The organism is Granulicella sp. L60 (assembly GCF_009765825.1).
In the GTDB taxonomy this organism is placed as follows: domain Bacteria; phylum Acidobacteriota; class Terriglobia; order Terriglobales; family Acidobacteriaceae; genus Edaphobacter.
On the sequence record NZ_LMUR01000022.1, the window covers coordinates 200,037 to 223,082 of the forward strand.

Annotated in this window: 16 protein-coding genes; 15 read left to right on the top strand and 1 reads right to left on the bottom strand. The window is 56.9% G+C overall.

Features of this window, described 5'->3' with window-relative positions; genetic code table 11:
* Window positions 1-89: 89 nt before the first annotated feature.
* The 14 genes from GSQ82_RS21875 to GSQ82_RS21940 all read left to right on the top strand — a co-directional run bounded on the left by GSQ82_RS21875 (window position 90) and on the right by GSQ82_RS21940 (window position 20,262).
* Window positions 90-947 (top strand): cytochrome c3 family protein, encoded by an 858-nt coding sequence (locus GSQ82_RS21875; RefSeq protein WP_158794414.1) that lies wholly within the window; start codon window positions 90-92, stop codon window positions 945-947.
* Window positions 944-4,159, top strand: coding sequence for a TAT-variant-translocated molybdopterin oxidoreductase (locus GSQ82_RS21880; RefSeq protein WP_158794415.1), 3,216 nt, complete (start codon window positions 944-946; stop codon window positions 4,157-4,159). The genes GSQ82_RS21875 and GSQ82_RS21880 overlap by 4 nt, the downstream gene beginning before the upstream one ends.
* A complete protein-coding gene (gene nrfD / locus GSQ82_RS21885; RefSeq protein WP_158794416.1) occupies window positions 4,159-5,601 on the top strand; it encodes an NrfD/PsrC family molybdoenzyme membrane anchor subunit in 1,443 nt (480 codons plus the stop codon). The genes GSQ82_RS21880 and nrfD overlap by 1 nt, the downstream gene beginning before the upstream one ends.
* Window positions 5,601-6,143, top strand: coding sequence for a DUF3341 domain-containing protein (locus GSQ82_RS21890; protein WP_158794417.1), 543 nt, complete (start codon window positions 5,601-5,603; stop codon window positions 6,141-6,143). The genes nrfD and GSQ82_RS21890 overlap by 1 nt, the downstream gene beginning before the upstream one ends.
* 7 nt (window positions 6,144-6,150) lie before the next feature.
* A complete protein-coding gene (locus GSQ82_RS21895) occupies window positions 6,151-6,936 on the top strand; it encodes a cytochrome c (RefSeq protein ID WP_158794418.1) in 786 nt (261 codons plus the stop codon).
* Window positions 6,937-6,969: 33 nt separating this feature from the next.
* Complete coding sequence (locus tag GSQ82_RS21900) at window positions 6,970-8,313, top strand: hypothetical protein (protein WP_158794419.1); 1,344 nt, start codon at window positions 6,970-6,972, stop codon at window positions 8,311-8,313.
* Window positions 8,303-8,986, top strand: coding sequence for a hypothetical protein (locus GSQ82_RS21905; RefSeq protein ID WP_158794420.1), 684 nt, complete (start codon window positions 8,303-8,305; stop codon window positions 8,984-8,986). The genes GSQ82_RS21900 and GSQ82_RS21905 overlap by 11 nt, the downstream gene beginning before the upstream one ends.
* Before the next feature lie 47 nt (window positions 8,987-9,033).
* A complete protein-coding gene (locus GSQ82_RS21910) occupies window positions 9,034-9,933 on the top strand; it encodes an SCO family protein (protein WP_158794421.1) in 900 nt (299 codons plus the stop codon).
* A 9-nt stretch (window positions 9,934-9,942) separates the two neighbouring features.
* Window positions 9,943-10,986 (top strand): cytochrome c oxidase subunit II, encoded by a 1,044-nt coding sequence (gene coxB / locus GSQ82_RS21915; protein WP_158794422.1) that lies wholly within the window; start codon window positions 9,943-9,945, stop codon window positions 10,984-10,986.
* The gene (locus GSQ82_RS21920) at window positions 10,983-12,656 is read left to right on the top strand and encodes a cbb3-type cytochrome c oxidase subunit I (RefSeq protein WP_158794423.1); all 1,674 of its coding nucleotides are present in this window, start codon (window positions 10,983-10,985) and stop codon (window positions 12,654-12,656) included. The genes coxB and GSQ82_RS21920 overlap by 4 nt, the downstream gene beginning before the upstream one ends.
* The gene (locus GSQ82_RS21925) at window positions 12,649-13,413 is read left to right on the top strand and encodes a cytochrome c oxidase subunit 3 (protein ID WP_158794424.1); all 765 of its coding nucleotides are present in this window, start codon (window positions 12,649-12,651) and stop codon (window positions 13,411-13,413) included. Before GSQ82_RS21920 ends, GSQ82_RS21925 begins: the two co-directional genes overlap by 8 nt.
* A 41-nt stretch (window positions 13,414-13,454) precedes the next feature.
* Window positions 13,455-13,790 (top strand): cytochrome C oxidase subunit IV family protein, encoded by a 336-nt coding sequence (locus GSQ82_RS21930; protein WP_158794425.1) that lies wholly within the window; start codon window positions 13,455-13,457, stop codon window positions 13,788-13,790.
* Window positions 13,791-13,875: 85 nt separating this feature from the next.
* Entirely contained in the window at window positions 13,876-15,294 is a 1,419-nt protein-coding gene (locus tag GSQ82_RS21935; RefSeq protein ID WP_158794426.1) for a deoxyribodipyrimidine photo-lyase, read from the top strand.
* Between the two features lie 336 nt (window positions 15,295-15,630).
* Complete coding sequence (locus tag GSQ82_RS21940; protein WP_254061843.1) at window positions 15,631-20,262, top strand: choice-of-anchor D domain-containing protein; 4,632 nt, start codon at window positions 15,631-15,633, stop codon at window positions 20,260-20,262.
* 29 nt (window positions 20,263-20,291) lie between these two features.
* Here GSQ82_RS21940 and GSQ82_RS21945 read toward each other — a convergent pair whose 3' ends face one another.
* Window positions 20,292-21,518 carry an NAD(P)/FAD-dependent oxidoreductase gene (locus tag GSQ82_RS21945; protein WP_158794427.1) on the bottom strand — a complete coding sequence of 409 codons (1,227 nt, stop codon included), beginning with the start codon at window positions 21,516-21,518 and terminating at the stop codon, window positions 20,292-20,294.
* Between the two features lie 74 nt (window positions 21,519-21,592).
* Between GSQ82_RS21945 and GSQ82_RS21950 the strand changes: the two genes are divergently transcribed.
* Window positions 21,593-22,936 carry a class I SAM-dependent rRNA methyltransferase gene (locus GSQ82_RS21950; protein WP_371417254.1) on the top strand — a complete coding sequence of 448 codons (1,344 nt, stop codon included), beginning with the start codon at window positions 21,593-21,595 and terminating at the stop codon, window positions 22,934-22,936.
* Window positions 22,937-23,046 lie beyond the last annotated feature (110 nt).

The following is a 23,046-nucleotide window of genomic DNA, read 5'->3' on the forward strand; positions in this document are numbered from 1 at the left end:
TTCGGCAAAGTAGCCGGAAGCAGCACAACCATTTGACAGCAACTTCTCACCCTTATCTCAGGTAATGCAGAGGAAGCAGGAACGCACTCATGGCGCAAGTTTTTGACCGCAGTTCGAACGCGCTGGCTCGATTCAGCCTGGTATTGACGGGCGTAATCGTCATCGCGCTCGGCGTCACACTGGACCAGCTTCAGCGATCGCCTTGGGTGACGCGGCAGGGCCAGCGGCCGGACCAGCCGATACCGTTCAGCCACAAGCACCACGTCGAGGGGCTTGGCCTTCAGTGCCAGTACTGCCACACGCAGGTCGAGAAGGCCGCGTACGCCGGTATTCCTCCGACCAAGACATGTATCAACTGCCATGCGCAGATCTGGACGAACGCGGACCTGTTGGAGCCGGTGCGTCAGAGCTGGGCGACGGGCGCTTCGATTCAGTGGATCCGGGTGCATGACCTGCCGGACTACGTTTATTTCAATCACGAGATTCACGTGAATAAGGGCATCGGGTGCGCGAGCTGTCATGGACGCGTGGACGAGATGCCGCTGATGTATCAGCAGAACACGCTGCAGATGGAGTGGTGTTTGAACTGCCATCGCAACCCTGCGGTGAATCTGCGGCCGACCAGCGAGATCTACAACATGGCGTGGGCTGGACCTTCGAGCGAAAAGCCAGTGTGGTGTACGAGCACGGTGAAGGGCGGAGCGACGGCGCAGAATGTAAGCTGCACGACGACCGATCCTACGGGCAAGGCGCCTGAGGTTGCCATGCTGCAGATGTCCGCCGAGGCGAACGGCCCGACTTCCAGTGATGTTCCGCCGCTGGGGATCACGATGCCGGCGAGCTATCAGAAGTTCACCAGCCAGATCGATCTGGGCAAGTATCTGACCACGCAGTACCACATCCGCAATCCGGAGCAACTGTCGAGTTGCGAGACGTGTCACCGATGATCGAGATGACTGGAAACCCAACGGCAGGAATCAAGACGACGGGGATTGGAACAGAAGAGACGATGGCTGAGATAAAGGCACCGGCACAACCCGTAGTAGTTACACAGATCGCACCGGCGAGGATGACGCTCAACGAGGTGCGCGCCAAGCTGGATGGCAAGACTGGGCGCCGCTTCTGGAAGAATCTGGATGAACTGGCGGATACGCCGGCGTTCCACGAGTTGATGGCGGAAGAGTTTCCGCGCCAGTCGACGGAGTGGGTGGATGCGGTGAGCCGCCGCGGCTTCCTGAAGGTGATGGGAGCATCGCTAGCGCTGGCAGGACTTGCCGGATGCACCAAGCAGCCCGACGAGCCGATCTATCCCTACATCAAGCAGCCTGAGGATCTCGTTCTCGGCAAGCCGATGTTCTTTGCGACTGCCTATCCGTTCCCCACGGGGGCGATTCCAGTGCTGGTGAAGTCGGACTCGTTCCGGCCGATCAAGGTGGACGGCAATCCGGAACACCCGATGTCCAAAGGCAAATCGGACGCCTTTACGCAGGCGACGCTGCTCGATCTCTACGACCCCGACCGCTCGCAGCATGTTCTGCATCGCGGCGAGGTCTCTTCGTGGGGTCAGTTCCAGCAGGCATTTGCGGCTGCGGCAAAGAAGAGCTCGGGCGGTCAGGGCATCTACATCCTGAGTGAGACGATCACCTCTCCTACGCTGGCGGCGCAGTGGAAGCAGGTGCAGGCGGCGTATCCGCAGGCGAAGATGGTGCAGTGGGAGCCGGTGAATCAGGACTCCTCGCGCGCGGCCTCGAAGGCTGCGTTCGGCAGCTACGCCGATGCGCAGTACAAGCTGGAAGAGGCGGACGTCATTCTTTCGCTGGACGCCGACTTCCTGGGCGGCATCGGTCATCCTGGCTTCCTTTCGCTGGCATCGGGCTATGCCGAGCGGCATCGCTACGAAGAAGGCAAGACGATGAACCGGCTGTACGTCGTCGAGACAATGCCGACGGTCACCGGGTTCAAAGCGGAACATCGGCTGGGATTGAAGCCTAGCGATATCGCAGGTTTTGCGCTGGCTTTAGCGAACGGTTCGGCTCCACAGGGCGCAGACAGCGAGCAGCAGAAGTTTTTTGCGGCACTGAGTTCGGACCTGAAGAACAGCGGTGGCAAGTGCGTTGTGATTCCGGGCGAACAGGCTTCCCCGGCGGTCCATGCAGCGGCTTACGCACTGAACTCTTCGTTGGGTGCGGTTGGCAAGACGGTGATCTACACCGAGACGGTCAATCCTCTGCCAAGCGAGCAGATGGCAGACCTGAAGTCGCTGGTTGCCGATATCAACGCCAGCAAGGTGCAGTGGCTGGTGATGCTCGGCGTCAACCCGATCTATTCAGCGCCATCGGATCTTCTCTTTCCGGATGCGTTTGCCAAGGTTCCGGTGACGGTGCAGCTTGCTTCGCATGTGGATGAGACGGGATCGATCTCGAACTGGCATATCAATAAGGCTCATTATCTCGAGAGCTGGTCGGATGCGCGCGCGTATGACGGAACGATCACGATTATTCAACCGATGATCGATCCAATGTATGGCGGCAAGTCGGCGCACGATGTGCTGCAGGCGGTGCTCGATAATCCGCAGGCGTCTGCATACGATGCTGTGCTGGCGAATGCGAAGACCTACATTAAGGGAGATTTCGCGGCAGGCTGGCGTAAAGCGCTGCACGATGGATGGGTGGAAGGCACGGCGTTTACCGCGAAGGCTGGCGGCTCGGGTAAGAGCGCTGTGGCGTCCTTCCCGCAGACTCCGAGCAAGGGGCTTGAGGTCTCGTTCCGGCCTGATCCTTCGATCTATGACGGCCGCTTTGCGAACGTTGGCTGGATGCAGGAGCTGCCCAAGCAGGTGACGAACCTGAGCTGGGACAACGCCGCGATCATGAGCATCAATACGATGGCGGACCTGAAGCTCGAAGAGTCGGATCCGGTCAAGGTGTCCTTCAACGGACGCGAGTTTATTGCGCCTGCACTGATGGTGCCGGGTCATCCTGACGGAGCGATCACCGTTCATCTGGGATTTGGCCGCGGGGTCGAGGCGGGTCGGGTCGCGCAGGGTGTCGGCTTCGATGCTTATCAGGTACGCACCTCGGACGGTTCGTTGTTCGTCTCCGGTGTGACGGCGCAGAAGGTTCCAGGAACCTACGAGCTGTGCATCACCAAAGTCCACAACATCGAACATCGCGGAAGCTTCGCGCAGCATGATCTGGAGAAGCCGCTCTCTGATAAGGAAGGCGTCTACTCGCTGGCTGGGCATGAGGCGATGGAGCGCTCGATCATTCGCTATGCGACGGTCGATGAGGTAAAGAAGAATCCGAACTTTGCGCACGAGGGTGGTGCAAGCGGGACACTGATCGACAAGGTTGGGTATTCGCCGCAGGGTGAGAAGGTGCCGCACGACAACTCCTTCTTCCCGGATGCATGGCGCTATGACAAACAGGATCCGTCCACGCTGAAGATTCAGAATGCGTGGGGGATGGCGATCGACCTGAACAGCTGCATCGGATGCAATGCCTGCATCGTGAGCTGTTACGCGGAGAACAATATTCCCGTGGTCGGCCGTGAGCAGGTGAAGGTCGGCCGCAATATGCAGTGGCTGCGCATCGACACCTATTTTGAGGGCGATCTGCATGCGCCTAAGGCACACTTTCAGCCGATGGCCTGCCAGCACTGCGAGAACGCGGGCTGCGAACAGGTCTGCCCGGTCGGCGCGACGGTGCATACGCCGGAGGGTCTCAACACGATGGTCTATAACCGTTGCGTTGGAACTCGTTACTGCTCGAATAACTGCCCGTACAAGGTCCGCCGGTTCAACTTCCTGCTGTACTCGGACTACGAGACGGAGAGCCTGAAGTTCATGCGCAATCCTGATGTCACGGTTCGTTCGCGCGGCGTGATGGAGAAGTGCAGCTACTGCGTGCAGCGGATCGAAGCGGTGAAGATCGTTGCCGATAAGGAAAACCGCGAGATTCGTGATGGCGAGATTGTGACGGCGTGCCAGCAGGCCTGCCCGACCAGTGCTATCACCTTCGGCAATATCAACGACAAGGCAAGCAAGGTGGCAAAGCTCAAGGCTGAGGAGCGCGATTACCAGGTACTCGCTGACCTCAACTTCCGTCCGCGCACGACCTATACGGCCGGAGTCATCAACCCGAATGCGGAGCTGGCATAATGGCGACCAAAGGACCCATGCAAGACCCGATCGTCGATCCCATGATCGACCCGCGTACTGGCGAGTATGCGGTTATCGCCCCGGGGCATAACTTCAAGTCGGTCACGCAGAAGATCGCCGGGATTGTACTGACGTCGAACACTCCGCTGGGATGGTTCTTCGGCCTGATCGTGGGCGCCGGTGTTGCCATGGGCGTCGTGGTCGGCTGCACGTGGCTGTTTCTGAAGGGCGTAGGAATCTGGGGCGTCACGATTCCGGGCGCCTGGGGATTCGCCATCATCAACTTTGTGTGGTGGATCGGTATCGGGCACGCCGGCACGCTGATCTCCGCGATTTTGTTGCTTTTCAAGCAGACGTGGCGTAATTCGATCAACCGGTTTGCCGAGGCGATGACGATCTTCGCCGTGGTCTGCGCCGGAACCTTCCCGCTGATTCACGTAGGCCGTCCTTGGCTGGCATACTGGCTGTTCCCGTATCCGAACACGATGAACGTCTGGCCGCAGTTCCGCTCGCCTCTGGCGTGGGACGTCTTCGCAGTTTCGACGTATGCGACGATCTCGATCGTGTTCTGGTACGTCGGCATGATTCCTGACTTTGGAACGCTGCGCGACCGGGCGACGATGCCGGCTGCGAAGTACTTTTACGGGATGCTGTCGCTGGGATGGCGCGGTTCGACCAGGCACTGGATCCGGTATGAGTCGGCTTCGCTGCTGCTGGCTGGGCTTTCGACTCCACTGGTGCTCTCGGTTCACACGGTCATCAGCTTCGACTTCGCGGTGGCAGCGCTGGCTGGATGGCATACGACGATCTTCCCGCCGTATTTCGTTGCAGGCGCGGTGTACTCGGGATTTGCCATGGTGCTGACGCTGGCGATTCCGATCCGGAAGTTCTACCACATGGAAGACTTTGTGACGTTGCGCCACCTGGACAATATGGCCAAGGTGATGCTGGCGACGGGTTCGATCGTGGCCTATGGGTACGCCATGGAGGTCTTCATGAGCTGGTACTCGGCCAGCCACTGGGAGTTCTTCATGATGTGGAATCGTATGTTCGGGCCGATGGGCTGGGCGTACTGGATTCTGATCTTGACCAACATTGCGATTCCGCTGACGACGCTATGGTCGCGCAAGCTGCGGGTGAACGTGACGTACCTGTTCATCCTGTCGCTGATCGTCAATACGGGCATGTGGTTTGAACGCTTCGTCATCGTTGTGACCAGTCTCTATCGCGACTATCTGCCGTCGAGCTGGGGCACGTATCGGGCGACAAAGTGGGACTACATGATCTACGTGGGAACGATGGGCCTGTTTACGTGCCTCTTCCTGCTGTTTGTTCGGTTCCTACCCATGATTCCAATGTCCGAGATCCGGATGATGCTGCCGCAGACGAAGGTGAAACGCGGCGGCGCCAATGCAGAGACAGTCAGTGAGGAGTCAGCCTAATGCCGCCCCGCGAAGGAATATACGGATTACTGGCCGAGTTCAATACGCCCGGTGAGTTAGTGCATGCTACGGAAGAGGCGCGCCGCGTCGGCTATCGCCGGATGGAGTGCTACACGCCTTATCCGGTGGAAGAGGCCGCGGAGGCGATGCACTTCCACAAGACACGGGTTCCTCTGGTGTGCCTGCTCGGTGGACTTATGGGCGTTACGACCGCGTTTCTGATGGAGACCTGGATCAACGTCTGGGCTTATCCGCTGAACATCGCGGGACGTCCACTCTTCTCCTGGCCTGCCTTCATCATTCCGGCGTATGAGTGGACGATTCTATTCGCCGGTCTGTCTGCAGCCTTCGGCATGCTGGCGCTCAACGGTCTTCCGCAGCTCTACCATCCTGTCTTCAATGCACCGAACTTCCGGAATGGCGCTACGACAGACAAGTTTTTTCTTTGCCTTGAGGCGGTCGATCCCAAGTTTTCGCTCGGCGAGACAAGGACGTTCCTTGAGCAGTTCTCCGCGATCTCCGTGGTGGAGGTGGATCATTAATACGCAAGTGAAACAGGCCTCTCGGCACATTACGCTCGCCATCGCGGCTCTTTCGACGCTGTTTGCGGCCGGTTGCCGTCAGGATATGCAAGACGAGCCGAAGTTCTTTCCCCAGCGCGGCACCAGCTTCTACGCGGATGGCCGGTCCGTGCGTCCGCAGGTGGAGAACACGGTGGCGCGAAATCAGCTGCATGAGGACGCTTACTTCTATACCGGACTTACCAACGGCAAAGAGGGTGACGGGCTGCCTTTCCCGGTTACGGAGCAGGTGCTGGCTCGCGGCCAGGAGCGCTACAACGTCTACTGCACACCCTGCCACTCGCGTGTAGGTAATGGTATCGGCATGATCGTCCAGCGTGGCTACTCTAAGGCCGGAAGTTTCCACTCGGCACGACTTGAGACTGCGCCACTAGGCCACTTCTTTCATGTGATCTCGAATGGCTATGGCGCGATGCCGGATTACTCGGCGCAGATTGTCCCGGCTGACCGTTGGGCTATCGTTGCCTACATCAAGGCTCTGCAGTTGAGCCAGAAGGCGACGCAGGCTGATGTTCCAGCGGGCGCACACGTTGAACCGTTGTCGAGCATCGCGGAACGTGAAGGTCTCCCCAGCTCGTTTGCCGATGCGTGGACGCTGCCGGCGACTGCTGTTACGGGAACATCCGACAACGGCTTGTATGTTCTTCCTGTGCCAGGTACAGCGGCTCCCGCTAGTGGGGCAAACTCGCCGGCACACACTAATTCCACTACTTCCGCTGGATCGCCCGCCGGACAACGCGCACCCCAGCAGTAACCTCGGAAGCTTCCGAACGAAGGCTTGAAACGCATGGCATTTGGACACGAACATAACGGAGAAGCAGGCGGCCATCACGATCACGGCCATGATGGGCCGAAGACGCTGCCTGCATCGCTTGCTGCGCCGGAGATTGTCTCCGCATGGCGGACGCGTGCGCTGATCGTCTTTGTGATCGCCACGATCCTCTCGGTCTTCTTCGCCTTCACGCACGAGGGCAAGAACCACATCCTCCGCGCATACCTGCTGGGCTTCATGACCTGCTTCGGCTTCGCCGGCGGTGGGTTGGTGGTATTGATGCTCCAGTACGTCAGCGGCGGTAAGTGGGGCCTGCTGCTGCGGCGCCCGCTAGAGGCAATGTCGCGCACGATCTGGGTAGTCGGGCTGATGTTCGTGCCCATTATCTTCTTTTGGAAACACCTGTATCAGTGGGCTGCATTTCCCACTGCCGGAGCGGTGGCACAGGCGTTGCAAGCCCATCAGGTGACGCTCGAACAGGCGATGACGCTGAATGCGAAGCGCTCGATGCTCAACCCGACCGCAGTCATCATTCAGACCGTCATCATCTTCGCGATTCTGTGGTTCTTCCAGTTTCTGCTCAACAAGTGGTCGCTGGAACGCGATGCTGATCCGGCGCGTGGCACCGAGCCCAGCTACGACCGGTGGCGTATCAAGTTTGAGAATCTGTCGGGTATCGGCATTCTGATCTATGCAATTCTCCTGACTGCCGGAGCGATCGACTGGATCAAATCGCTCGATATCACTTGGTACTCCTCGATCTGGGGGCTTCAGTTCCTCGTCGGGCAGGGATACGCCGTACTCGCCCTAAGCATTCTGACCGTGATCTTGTTGTCGCGGTTTGAGCCGATGAAGACGATGCTGCGCGCAACGGAACAACACGATCTGGGCAAGCTCGCCTTTGCTTTCGTGATGCTCAACATCTATCTCAGCTTCGCTGAGTTTCTGATCATTTGGTCGGGCAATGTGCCGGACGAGATTCCCTGGTATCTGAATCGTATCCATGGGGGATGGTGGTATATCTGCTCGGCGGATTTCATCTGCCACTGGTTGATCCCCTTCTGTCTGCTGCTGTCTCGCGACCTGAAGCGGAACAAAGAGAAGATGATCTGGCTGACGTGTTTCATGATCTTCGCTCGCTGCCTAGATATGTTCTGGTTGATTGAACCGAACTTTCCGGATGCGGCAGGAAATCTGCACATCACCGGCAACATCGGAATTCTTGCCTACATTACCGTTCCTGTGGCTGTGATCTCGCTCTGGGGAGCTTATTACCTGACCCAGTTGCAAGCACGTCCGCTGATCAATGTGAACGACCCGCACGTCGAAGAGATGCTGGAGCCTGAACATGCCCACTAACGATCACAATCTGAATCAACCGAATGCGCAAGATCCTCACGTACGCGACTCCGATCATCCGGGGTATGAGACGACGGACGTGAACGCAGGCGGCGTCGCTGTGTTTCTTGCTGGACTCTTTGGCTTCGTGGTTGTGTTCTTTGTCTTCTGCTTTGTGATGGGTAAGGTCATCAATAAAGCGATTGAAAATGCGGATGGCCCGCCAACGAAGTGGAATAAGCTGTCGGCGTTTGCCGGCGCAGAGACGACCGGCGGAAAACGGCAGGATCTTGAAAGCAATCCGGAGATGCAGCAGAAGGAATTTCAGCAGATGACGTCAACTTTTCCGGAGCCGAGGCTTGATATCGACGACGGCAACCAGGCGACTGCCGATCTGCATGCACGGGAAGATTTACTGCTCGATCACTACAGCGTTGGAGAGGCCGGCTCGGTCCGTATTCCTATCTCACGCGCAATGGAGTTGATCGCGCAGCGCGGTCTGCCAGTGAATGCGGAGGCGGCTTCCAGCGTAGCGCTGATGGCTGGTGATGAGAAGCCTGTGGTTGAGGCTCCGTTGACTGCGGGCTTCGCAAGAACTGGATATGAGCTTGAGGTGATCGAAGCGCGAGAGCAGAAGATGAGCTATGGCAAGGCCGAGGGTGCGATGCATGCCGAGCTTAGCCCTGCGAAGTGATCGACATAACGAATCAGATTTAATATAGAAGACAGGAAACGAGACGAATGAAGAACAGGCGGACAATACGAGGCGGGTGGCAGGTGGCGACTCTCTGCTGCTCACTGCTGTGTGCGCCTCTGTTCGCGCAGGTCTCGAGCTACGGCGACAAGCAGAGCGGCGAGAACGCCGGGGATCAGCTTCCACAGGTTCTCCAGAAGGTCGGGGTATCGCAGCATCTGAATCAACAGCTTCCACTGGACGCAGGTTTTGTGGATGAGAGCGGTAAGTCTGTGAAGCTGGGAGACTACTTCGGCAAGCATCCTGCGCTTCTCTCACTTGTTTATTACAACTGCCCGATGCTGTGTTCGGAGGAGTTGGACGGTATCTCGAGCGCTCTGGAGATGGTGAAGCTGACGCCGGGGAAAGACTTCGACGTCATCGTTATCAGCATTGATCCCAGCGAGACACCGGCCCAGGCGGCGAAGTCGAAGGCTCTTTATGTAAAGCGGTATGGCCGACCGGAGACGGCTCCAGGCTGGCACTTCCTGACAGGACAGCGACCGGATATTGACGCCGTTACGAATGCTGTTGGATTTGGCTATGTTCGGGTTCCGGGGCCTGATGGCAAGTTGTCGCAGTTTGCACATGCCAGCTCTATTGAGTTGGTCACAACCGATGGAAAGCTCGCTCAGTACTACCTGGGAGTGGAGTACTCGCCGAAGGATATTCTGCTGGGGCTGATCGATGCCTCCGGCAATAAGATTGGTTCTCCGGTTGCGAACATTTTGACCTATTGCTATCACTACGATCCGCAGACGAATAAGCACTCTCTCATCGTCGCCCGCGTGGTTCAGTTTGGCGGGATGGTGACGGTGGCGGGATTAGGCGGATTCATGTTTTTGATGTTTCGAAGAGATGTCAACCTCGCGCGCGAACACGACCTGACTAAGAAAGAGAACGGATAAAGGGTAACGATGCATATCAGTCCAGTCCTGTGGCAATTTTTGGTAAAGTGGCTCAACGCTTCGGCGCTCTTTCCGCGCGAGGCATCGACCATTGCGCCCTACGCTGACGCGCTCTACTTCTTCCTGCTATTGATTACGGTCGTGGGCCTGACGTTGGTGGGCATCCTTATCTTTGGCTTCTCGATCCGGTACCGCAAGGAGAAGCATCCCGTAGCCATTCAGGTTGAGGGGTCGACACTGCTTGAGGCGACGTGGACGATCATTCCGCTGGCTTTGTTCCTGATTGTTTTTGTCTGGGGTGCGCTGCTCTACTTCCGTATCTACAACCCTCCGACAAACGCGATGAACATCTACGTTGTCGGCAAGCAATGGATGTGGAAGGCGGAACATCCGGGTGGGCAGCACGAGATCAATGCGCTCCATGTGCCGAGCGGACGCCCGGTTCAGCTGACGATGATCTCGCAGGACGTCTTTCACAGCTTTTCTATTCCGGACTTTCGTGTGAAGCGGGAGGTCATTCCAGGACGCTATTCGACGGTCTGGTTTGAGGCGACGATTCCGGGGACTTATCACATCTTCTGCACGCAATACTGCGGAACCAATCACTCGCAGATGATCGGCGAAGTTACTGTTCTAAGTCCGGATGACTACGATAAGTGGACACAGGAGTCCACCAGTGGGATGTCGCTGGCTCAGAATGGGGAGCGGATGTTCGCCAGCATGGGATGCAACGCATGCCACTCCGGAAGTGCTGCTGCCCGCGGCCCGAACCTCGCGGGGGTTTATGGGTCGAAGCTGCAACTGGCGAACGGCTCGCAGGTCGTGGTCAACGATGCTTATCTCCGCGACGCCATTCTTAACCCATCGCAGCACATTACGGCAGGGTATGCGCCGATTATGCCTACCTACCAAGGTCAGATCAGCGAAGACGGTTTGATCGACTTGGTTGAGTACATCAAAGCTATGCAGAACAACTATCGTGTACAGCAAACGCTGACCACGTCACAGTCGAACCAAGCGGCGCCGACAACGCCAGGGATGGTGAAGCCATGAGTGCAACTAGCTCAACAATCGTCAATTTACCTGATCAGAGGACGGCAGCACTGCCGAAGCGTCACTACCTCAACAACGAGGATGGGCTGCTGAGCTGGCTTTTTACCGGCGACCACAAGCGTATTGCGATTCTCTATCTGATTTCGATTACCTTCTTCTTCTTTATAGGGGGTGCATTCGCGGGCCTCATCCGGTTGGAGCTTCTGACACCGCAGCCTGATCTCGTGGCCTCGGATACTTACAACAAGTTCTTCTCGATGCATGGAATCGTGATGATCTTCCTCTTTCTGGTGCCGTCGGTTCCGGCGACGCTGGGGAATTTCCTAATACCGATCATGCTTGGTGCAAAGGACTTGGCTTTTCCGAAGATCAATCTTCTGAGCTGGTATCTGTACTGGGTAGGCGGTCTGTTTACCTTGGCTGCGCTGGTGCTTGGCGGTGTGGATACGGGCTGGACCTTTACCACTCCTCTGTCGACGCACTATCTGAACACGCATGTCGTTACGGCCGCGACCGGAGTCTTTATCATCGGCTTCTCGTCGATCTTTACCGGGCTGAACTTCATCGTGACCATTCACCGTATGCGGGCGCCGGGCATGACGTGGTTCCGCATGCCGCTGTTCTGCTGGTCTAACTATGCGGCTTCCATTCTGATGGTTCTCGGGACGCCGGTTCTGGCAATCACGCTTGTGCTGGTTGCTCTTGAGCGCCTGGTCGGCATTGGAGTCTTCGATCCGACGAAGGGTGGAGATCCGCTGCTGTTTCAACATCTCTTCTGGTTCTACTCTCACCCGGCCGTCTACATTATGATTCTTCCGGGAATGGGTGTGATCTCCGAAGTGATCAGCACGTTCAGCCGCAAGCGGGTGTTTGGTTATACGGCTGTGGCGTTCTCGTCCGTTGCGATTGCGCTGTTCGGATTTTTTGTTTGGGCGCACCACATGTTCATTATGGGCGTCTCCAACTATTCCGCACTCGTCTTCTCTCTTCTGACGATGCTGGTTGCGGTTCCATCGGCTATCAAGATCTTCAACTGGGCCTTCACGTTGCAGAAGGGGTCGATTACCTTTGAGACGCCGATGCTTTATGCGTTCGGCTTTTTGGGCTTGTTCACGATCGGTGGAATGACGGGTGTCTTCCTCGGCGCACTTGGTATGGACATCCACCTGACGGAGACATATTTCATCGTCGCTCACTTCCACTTCGTCATGGTGGGCGGTATGTTGATGGCCTTCCTAGCGGGTATCCACTTCTGGTGGCCGAAGATGACGGGACGGATGTACCCCGAGTCGTTATCGAAGCTCGCTGCGGTTACGACGTTCATCGGGTTCAATCTTACGTTCCTACCGCAGTTCATACTGGGCTATCTGGGGATGCCGCGACGCTATCATGCCTACCCGCCGGAGTTTCAGGTGTTGAATGTACTGTCGACAGCTGGGGCGACTGTGCTTGGCGTGGGATATATGCTTCCTCTGCTGTACCTCGGGTGGTCGCTGAAGTATGGCGCTATTGCGGGAAATAATCCCTGGCAGGCTACAGGGCTTGAGTGGCAGATTCAGTCGCCGCCGCTGACCGAAAACTTTATAGAGATCCCCATCGTGGACCATGAGGCTTATGACTACGAATGGCTCGCTCACAAGACTGCACACGAGGTGACGACCGTTGGATAATGCGATCGTAGCAACGCATCCACATACGCATGAGACCGCGGTTGCAGCGGAGCATGAGCACGCTGCACTTCCGCAGCACCGCCACCACTTCGAGACAGAGGGGCAGCAGCGCGAGGCTGCGACCTTCGGGATGTGGCTGTTCCTGCTCACCGAAATAATGTTCTTTGGCGGACTCTTCTTCGCCTATCTGCTTTATCGAAACTGGTACCACGATGCGTTTGTTGTTGCGTCGAACCAGTTGAGCATTCCGTTAGGAGCGGCGAATACGGCGATCCTGATTAGCTCCGGCTTCTTTATGGCGTTGGGCGTCTGGGCAGCTGAGGTCAAGAAGAAGAGTCTTCTGGTTCTATTCCTGGTGCTCACTACGCTGTTTGGAGTGGCGTTCCTTGGAGTAAAGGCGGATGAATATCACGAGAAGTGGGAGAAGCATCACATTCCAGGTGCGCACTTCGATGTCTCCGAGTTCATCAATCCGCATGCATACGGCTTGAAAGAACAGCCTCTGGCTCCTGACATGGCGCAGAAGACCCAAATTTTCTTCTTTCTCTACTTCGCCATGACCGGTATGCACGCGTTCCATATGATTATCGGAATCGTTCTGCTGTTTTGGCTTACATGGCGGGCTCATCGCGGGGAGTTCTCGGCAGGGTATGTCGCACCGATTGAAAACTTCGGTCTCTATTGGCACTTCGTCGATATTGTCTGGTTGTTCTTGTTTCCACTGCTCTATCTCATCAACCGACACCCCGGCACGTAGCCATAACCGCAGCCGCTCGTATTGGCTGGAAGGAGAAGACAATGTCCGAATTTCATGATCCATCCAATGTAATTAATCCGGAGCACGCAGATGCTCACATCATCTCGCCGGGCGTATACGCTATTGTCTTCGTGACGTTGCTAGTCTTTACCGGGATTACGGTAGGAGCGGCTTATGTTGACCTCGGCATCTTCAATCCAGTTGTGGCACTCGCCATTGCCAGCTTTAAAGCCGTGGTTGTCATTCTGTTTTTCATGCATGTGAAGTATCAGTCAAACTTGGTAAAGCTGACGGTTGCGGCAGGGTTCTTTACTTTCCTTGTGCTGATCACAATGACGATGACGGATTATATTAGCCGAGCATGGGGTCTCTGGTAGGTTTATTCTTTTGACAGGATGCGGCCTTCGGGCCGCATTTTTGCTTTTGTGAAGGCCCCGAGTTTCTGCCTCGTACACTGAGAAGATGTCAGGGGCGCGATCTTCGGTTTCAGAGCAGCTTATCAGGCTGTCGCAAGATGCTCGGGTTACGGTGCGGCGGGATGGAGCGCCGAACGCTGACGGCAGATGTGTTGTGTACTGGATGCAGCGTGCGCAGCGCGGAGTCGACAACCATGCGGTAGACCTCGCGGTACATGTGGCCAATCTACTTGGCTTGCCGTTAGTTGTATATTTTGCTGGAATATCGAATTTTCCTCACGCCAATCTTCGTCACTACGTCTTTCTTAACCAGGGGTTGCCTGATATTGAGACAGACCTTGCGGTCCGCAATATCAGCTTCGTGATGAGGCGTGCGCCGAATGAATCGCACGAACGATTTCTGGCTGATGTGAGAGCGGCATTTTTGATTGGCGACGAGAATCCTATGCGTGAGCCGGAGCGATGGCGAAGTCACCTAGCCTCACGCATCAAAATCCCATTCTGGACAGTCGATACGGATGTGGTTGTTCCGTCTAAGCTCATCGAGAAGGCACAGTATGGCGCGTACACGATTCGGCCCCGCCTGTATCGTCTGCTGCCAGATTATCTGCAGCCTTACGAAAATGCGCACGCTGATCGTGAATGGAAGAGGCCGCATAGGTTTCATGCAGATTCTGTGCACGAAGATATGACGCGAGGCTGGAAGAAGCTGGACCGCAGTGTTGCTCCCGTGGAGGCGTGGATGGGCGGAACACATGCGGCGTTGAAGCGGCTCAAGTACTTTACTCAGAATCTTCTTGAAGATTACGATACGCAACGCAACCATCCCGAGATAGATGGAACCTCGTGTATGTCCCCTTATCTTCACTACGGGCATATCGGGCCTATTACTATCGCGCTCGCTGTCGACAAAGCGGCGAAGGCGAACACGAAGCTCAAGGCTGCGCGGGACGGCTACTTCAATGAGTTGATTGCGTGGCGCGAACTTGCGATCAACTTTGTGCGTTATACGCCGAACTACGATTCTCCTGACTGTGCCGAGAGCTGGGCGAAGTTGACGATTGAGAAACATGCCCGCGACGAGCGTGAACGTCTCTACACGCTGCGACAGCTTGAGAGCGCGCAGACCTACGACGACCTATGGAACGCCGCTCAAATTCAGATGGTTCGCTATGGATGGATGCACAACTATTTGCGGATGTACTGGGCCAAGAAGATCCTCGAATGGACACCTGACGTTGCCACGGCGATGAAGTATTCGATCTACCTGAACGACAAGTATTTTCTGGACGGGCGAGATCCGAATGGATATGCGGGGGTAGCTTGGGCGATTCTGGGAAAGTTCGATCGGGCGTGGGGCGAACGTCCCATCTTTGGCAAGATTCGCTACATGTCCGGCGCTTCTACAGGGAAAAAGTTCGATTCGAAGAGGTACATCCAGCAGATGGAGAATCTACTGCACTAGGGCCTTTGCCCGCAGTGCACGCAAGCGATTCCATCTTCCTAAGCGGATTACCTCCGAGGTGCTCCATCTACAACTATGAGGAGATTGTGGCGCGGTTGCGGCTGGTGTAGATTCAAGGAAACTTATAGGCAGCCGATTTAGTTTCCAGGCATAAGCTTTGAACTACTCACAGATTTGGTCGCAGAGCTATACCGAAGACCAGCGCGCCAGCAGTTATGAGAGATCTCTCATAATCGTTCCGGGATCATCCATATTCTTCTTCTGCTCTAGCGTTGACTCATTCGACATCAAACTGCAGCATCAGGGTTAGATGCCATTACTTTTGAACCAAACGCTATGGGCCTGATCATCTCCTATCAAGTCGAGCACACCGCAGGGCAACGCTTCATCTACGGAGCGGCGAAGTTATTGCTGCTTGCTGGCTGCGCGTATCCGATGTGGCATGCCTCGATCCAAGCTTTTGGTCAGACATCATCTCCGCCGGTTGTCTCTTCGGGGGTGAGCAATATCCATGCAGGAGCTCTCACTTCACCCCACATCGCTCGAGCACGCCGTTTCCTCGGTGGCCGGACTCTTGTGGGAGGCATCTCTGCTGCGCAGGCGATGAACGTAGCACGGCAACAACATGCCTCCATGCTTGTACAGTCTGCTGATTCTCCTCAGCTGTCGAATTTGGGTGCTGTCTGGCAGCCAGTTGGCCCGAATCAAGTAGCCAGCCTCGCATATGGAAGTGTGACTGGCCGCGTCAGCTCGATTGCGATTGACCCGGCGGATGCGAGTGGCAACACGGTCTATCTTGGTACGACTGGTGGAGGCGTGTGGAAGTCAACGAACGCAGCCGGGTCTTCATCCAGCGTGTCTTTTATGCCGCTGACGGATACGCTTCCCGTCTTCAGTGCAAATGCAGGGACCTCTGCTACTTCGTCGCTGAGCATTGGAGCGATCAGCGTACAGGCGGGAGTCGTACTTGCCGGTACAGGCGACCCGAACGATGCTTCGGACTCTTTTTATGGCAGTGGGATTTTGCGTTCCGCAGATGGGGGTCTTACATGGACGCTGATTCAGGAGTCGCAGGACAGCGTTGCCGGAAATCACTCTTTCAGCGGCCTTGGGTTTGCCGGCTTTGCGTGGAGCAGTACGACTCCTGGCACGGTCGTCGCCGCTGTCTCCCAAGCAGCGGAGGGTGCATTGGTAAACGCTGCGGATAAGACCAACAGCGTTATGGGGCTCTATTATTCAAGCGACGCCGGAGTTACATGGCAGATGTCGACCATTATGGATGGAAGCCAGGTCGTACAGATGCCACAGCCCTCGGGCGCGGACCTCGGTGGCAGAGCTGCAACCGCCGTTGTGTGGAATGAGTTTCGACAGCGCTTCTATGCCGCTGTTCGTTATCACGGCTACTACGAATCCGCAGACGGTGTGACGTGGACGCGACTTGCAAACCAACCTGGGCCTGGTCTTACCTTAAGTGTTTGCCCTACTGCGCCAGGAACGATCGGTAGCCCCTCTTGCCCAATCTTTCGTGGCGCCATCGCTGTTCAAGCAGTCACGGGCGACATCTTTGCACTTACGGTCGACAGCAATAATATCGACCAGGGTCTTTGGCAGGACGTGTGCTCTTACAACGGAAGCAGCTGTGGAAATACGACTATTACCTTTGGTAAACAGTTGTCGTCGACTCCGATCGAGGTGGGTAACGGCAGCGCAGTGATTCCCCAGGCCGACTACAATCTGGCGCTCGCCGCTGTGTCTTCGGGACCGAGCGGTCCAGCGCAGGACACGCTGTTATATATTGGCACGATCGATCTCTATCGATGCTCGCTAGCCGCGGGATGCTTGTTGCGGAATACGACCAATGATGTGGATGGATGCGCTGCTCCCGCGCAGGTTGCCCCTGCGCAACATGCACTCGCGACGCTGGCGACACAGTCACAGCCCCTACTTTACCTCGGTAACGATGGCGGTCTTTGGCGGTCGACTGACGGGGTCAATCAGCAGGCTACTCCTTGCTCGGCGGATGATGCGACGCACTTTCAAAATCTGAATACCGGCTTGGGTTCACTGGCGGAGGTTATCAGTTTCGCTCAGGATCCGATCGATACTGGGACGCTGCTTGTCGGCCTGGGAGCGAACGGCACTGCCGCTACCTCGGCTGCTGCCGCTTTTTCTCCACCATGGCCGCAACTCTCAGCAGGAGAGGGCGGCAGTGTTGCTATCGACCAGAGCAATCCGCTTCTTTGGTATGTTTCGACCGCAGCCGGAGTAAGCGTTAGGCAGTGTAGTAACGGTACGTCTTGTGGGTCGGGTGACTTCATCGGAGCGCCCACGATTGGATCGGCTCAGGTTGATGGAGACGACTCGCTTATCGACACTCCTTGGATACTCGATCCCGCGCTGCCTTCCGAGATCATCATTGGAACTTGCCGCGCATGGCGTGGACCAGCGGGAGATGGAGCAGACTGGTCCTCTTCCAACGCCCTTAGTACGGTATTCGCAGAGCCGCAAAGTACCTCCTGTTCAAGCACGACTCCAGTGGTTCGGTCTTTGGCTGCTGCCACTCCTGCTGATGCCGCCCCAACCGCTCAAGTTACAGGTTCGCCGGTGTTGTATGCCGGCATGGCAGGTTCGCAGGACGGTGGCGGCAATTTTGGAGGGCATCTGTTCTCCACGACGACGGCTGGGCTGGCGAATAGTGCGACAGCGTGGACTGACCTCGCAACTTCTCCTGTCGATGGTGGATTAGTCTTCAACCCTGGCGGCTTCGATGTATCTTCCCTGGCGGCTGATCCGCATGACGCGACGGGTCAGACGATCTATGCCACCGTGATGGGCTTCGCTGGCAATGGTATAAATGCCGCGCATATCTATCGATCTGTCGATGGCGGTGTGGATTGGAGCAACATCAGCAGCAATCTGCCAAACGCTCCAGCGAACAGCGTTATCGTCGATCCGAGCGATGCCAATACTCTGTACGTCGCGATGGATACTGGGGTATATGTAACGAACCAAGTCACAACATGTACTTCGGTCAACTGCTGGAGCGTCTATGGGATCAGTCTTCCGAACTCCCCGGTTATTGAGCTTGCCGCGTCACCGGCGATGTCCACCGGTGACGGTCGTACTGGCGAGCTGCGCGCAGCAACCTACGGACGCGGAATATGGCAGATTCCACTGCTAACAGCGTCTTCCCCAGTCCAGCCTGCAATCAGCCTCAATCCTGGGGTGCTTGCATTCGATATGCAGGCAGTTTCCACGGCGAGTCCACCGCAGACTGTCACGGTTACAAACTCCGGTAGCGCACCGCTTGTTGTAGGTCGTATTGCGACCACGGGCGACTTCAACGAGACGGACGACTGTACCACCGCACCTGTCGGCGTAAGCCGTAGCTGCACTATCCAGGTGCAATTTTTGCCAACTGTTACCGGCGCGCGCAGCGGCGTCCTCACTGTTTACGGGAATGTTGCGGGCGGCCAGTCTACAGCGTCTCTTTCAGGGGCGGGTAGTCCGGCTTCGGCAATCATTATGGATCCGATATCACTTATTTTTTCTTCCACAGTAATCAATGCGAGCAGCCCGGCTGAGAACATCACCATATCGAACACGAGCGGAAAGAGCGTAGCGTTACAGACACCCTCCATCAGCGGCGGAGATTTCAAATTAGCTGCTAATACCTGTGGTGCAAGCCTTGGGGCAGGTACAGGTTGTACGGTGTCGATCGTGTTTATGCCCACTGCTTCGGGAACTCGGAACGGCAGCTTTAGCATCACCGATGGCGCGGGCACACAGACCGCGTCGTTGACCGGTGTCGGGGCCTCGCCTGCTACTGACTCGCTGTCGCCTCTATCGCTTACATTCGGCGCTCAAACGCTAACTTCGGCAAGTGCCGCGCAGCAGATCATCCTGACTAACTCCGGTGATCTTCCACTTACGCTGATTGCGGCTCAGATCACGAGCGGCGATTTCACTGCAGTCAATACGTGCGGCAACTCGCTCAATGCGCATTCGACGTGCTCCATTGGAGTGGCGTTTCAGCCGAAAGATATCGGCGCGCTCACAGGCACATTTGCCTTGTCTGACCAGTACCGCACTCAGATCATCAATCTGAACGGCATCGGTATTGCACCGCCCGGAGTGACGCTTTCGCCGCTGTTTTCACTTGTCTTCTCTCCGACCGGCGTTGGAATCTCCTCCGCGCCGCAGACCGTGACGCTGACCAATAACGAAGCGACGCCACTTGCGGTGCAGAGCGTTGCTATCACTGATGATTTCGTTATTCTTCCCAACAGCAATAACTGCGCAGGCAGTCTGGCTGCCTATTCGGCATGCACCATGCAGGTTGCTTTTGTCCCGAAGGCCGGAGGATCGAGGATTGGCGCCATCACCGTTGTCGATGGCGCTCCAAGCTCGCCTCAGACGCTGTCGCTTACGGGGAGCGGAGTCGATTTTTCGTTGAGTGAGGATGGAAGTACGAGCGTGACGATTACAAGCGGGCAGAACGCTGTCTTTCCGCTTCTTCTCACCTCTGCTCCAAACACTCCTGGTATGGTTACGTTTACCTGTTCAGGGATTCCGGCTAATTCAACGTGCAACATCACACCATCCAGCGTGGCGCTTGGCAGTACGACTACAGTCTCGGTGACGGTCCTTACCGGAGTTTCAACTACAGCGTCTTCTGCGCCGGAAGCTATGAGGAGCCGCAAGGTGCTTTGGCTCGCGGCGCTGCTTCCGCTTGGCGTATTGCGTTTGCGCAGGACTCGGTGGTCGCGGCTTGTCTGCGCCAGCCTGATCTGCCTTCTCATCACGGCATCTGGATGCGGTACGGGGCGGATCATTCCTCTTGAGAGCGGCTCCGGATCTAGCACTCCGTCGGGTCCCGCAACAGCAGCGGGAACCTATACGGTTGTGGCTAGTGCGGCCAGTGCTGGTCTCACTCGAACCATCAATCTCACGCTTGTTGTCCAATAGTCTTCATCCACTGACGTTATGAGGCTATTTCAAACGGCAAGGCCTGCAGCAGACCCAGAGGCCCATGCCCATTGGAAGTTGTAGCCGCCCAGCCAGCCTGTTACATCCACTACCTCACCGATGAAGTACAGCCCTGGCACCTTACGGCTTTGCATTGTCTTTGCATCTAGCTCTGCGGTGTCGATGCCACCCACTGTTACCTCAGCCTTTGCATAGCCTTCGGTTCCGGCGGGTATTACATGCCAGGCATGCAGTTGCTGCTCCATTGCAGCGATAGAAGCATTCGTCCAGTCTGGTGGTGCATGAAATGCGTTCCAGCGTTCTGCCATTCGCACTGGAAACACAGTGCGTAGAACGGCCACTGCAGCAGCAGGGTCGCGCCGTACATTTCGGGCCAGCAGAGACGTGAATACTTGCGCATCGGGTGCGAGGTCTATAACCACCGACTCGCCGGGCTGCCAGTAGGACGATGCCTGAAGGATAGCCGGACCGCTTAATCCACGATGCGTCACCAACATCTTCTCGCGGAAGGAACCACGCTTCATTCGGCTCCCCGCAGCCGTGACGACTTCTGCGGATATGCCGGCGAGATCGCACCATCGCTCGCGTTCCTCTGCGCTGAATACGAACGGAACAAGGCCTGGTCTGCACTCAACGCTTCTTATGCCGAACTGCTCTGCGAGGCTATATCCAAGTCCCGTTGCGCCCATCTTTGGAATAGACAGGCCGCCTGTGGCAACGACGAGAGCATTTGCTTGAAAGAGAGTGTCGGAGGTTTGAATCAGGAAACATCCATCTTTCATGACGGATAGGATTTGAGTTCCGACGGCGATGGTCACCTTTGCCTCTGCACACTCCCGCTCCAACATCGTGACGATGTCCTGCGCGGAGCGGTCGCAGAAGAGCTGCCCGAGGGTCTTCTCGTGGTAACGAATACTGTGCTTCTCAACCATGGCTGTAAAGTCGCTGGGTGTGAAGCGGGCGAGTGCAGACTTTGCAAAGTGCGGATTGTCAGACAGGAAGTTTTCCGGCCGGCAATGTATGTTTGTAAAGTTGCAGCGTCCGCCACCGGAGATGAGGATCTTCTTGCCTACGCGTTCGGCATGATCCAGCAAGAGAACGCGCCGTCCGCGGCGTCCTGCCTGCAGGGCACACATCATGCCGGCTGCTCCGGCTCCAAGTACTACGACATCAAATCGGTGCACGCGTTTACCTTGTCTGGTTCGAATCTGAGATGTCTCGCTCGCTTCTCTCATTCTAGATTCGAGTCGATGCTTCCGAGCACTATTGGCGGTGATTGGAGCTGCGTTGCTGGATGGATTTTTGGAGCATGCGTATCAGGGTTTATGCGCGGGAGCTCCGCCTCGTGGACGATTGTGCGACCATTGAAATTATGTTTAAGAAGATGGAAGAGCGGGGGCCACGGGTCGTTGCGGCTGAGCCTTATGGGCCGGCGGCGGCGATCACGCGACGGGCTGCGGATAGGCTGCGTGCGGGGCATCTCTGGGTGTACCGGTCGGATGTGGAGTCACTGGTTCCTCCGCTGGGTGCGACGGAGATCGCTGGAGGTTCGCTGGTTACGGTGATGGATAGCCGTGGAATTCCGCTGGGGAGCGGGATCTATAGCTCTGCGTCGCAGATCGCGGTTCGGATGGTCGCGGCAGAGGCTACGGTGACGCGTCCCGCTTACCTTGAGAGCGTGCGGGAGCGGGTTGTGGCGGCGCTGGCTCTGCGGGATGATCTCGCCCCGGAGTCGATGGCGAACGACGCGTGCAGGCTGATCTTCTCCGAGGCGGATGGTTTGCCGGGGATCATTGTGGATCGGTACAACGACCTGGTGATCGTTCAGCTGCTGACTCAGGGAACGGCGCAGGATGATGTGAGGGCCGCTCTGACTGAGGTGCTGCGGGAGCGGCTGCCGGCGGCGACGATCTGGGAGAGGCCGGATGCGAAGGTGCGGGAGCTGGAGCAGCTGGCTTTGCCTTCGCCTGGGCCGCTTCATTCTGGTGATGGCGATGGCGAACCGCCGCGTTTGACTACGACCTTTACCATCAATGATCTGCGGTTTCACTTCGACGCGGGTTCGGGGCAGAAGACAGGAGCTTTTCTTGATCAGAGGTTGAACTATGCTGCCGCGGCTGGGTATGCGCGGGGGGCTACGCTCGATGTGTGCACGTACCAGGGCGGCTTTGCGATTCATATGGCGCAGCGGTGCAGGCAGGTGACGGGGGTGGATGCGAGCCGCGGTGCGCTCGAGGTGGCGGATCGTAATCTGGCGCTGAATCCGGGTGTGGCTGCGGTGCAGTGGATCGAGGCGGACGCGTTCGAGCTGTTGCGGGAGTACGAGGCTGCGGGCGAGCAGTACGACACGATCGTGCTCGATCCGCCGGCGTTCGCGAAGTCCAAGCGGGCGGCGGAGGGGGCGATGCGCGGGTATAAGGAGTTGAACCTGCGGGCGATGAAGATGCTGCAGCCGGGCGGGACGCTGATTACTTGTTCGTGCTCCCACCATGTGGGGCTGCCGGAGTTCACCGAGGTGGTGCAGGCGGCTGCCACTGACGCCGGGCGAAGGGTGCAGTTGCTTGAGGTGCGTGGAGCTGCGCCGGATCATCCTGCGGTGCTTACGCTGCCGGAGACGAGCTATTTGAAGTGCCTGATCTGCCGGGTGGGGTGACCCTCCCCCTCCCGGCTTATATTGCGCAAAGTCTTCATAACATTGCGGTTAGATCTGGACTTCGGTATGTGGCGAGGTCAAGATCGTGGTTCACAGACGTGCGGGTTCCT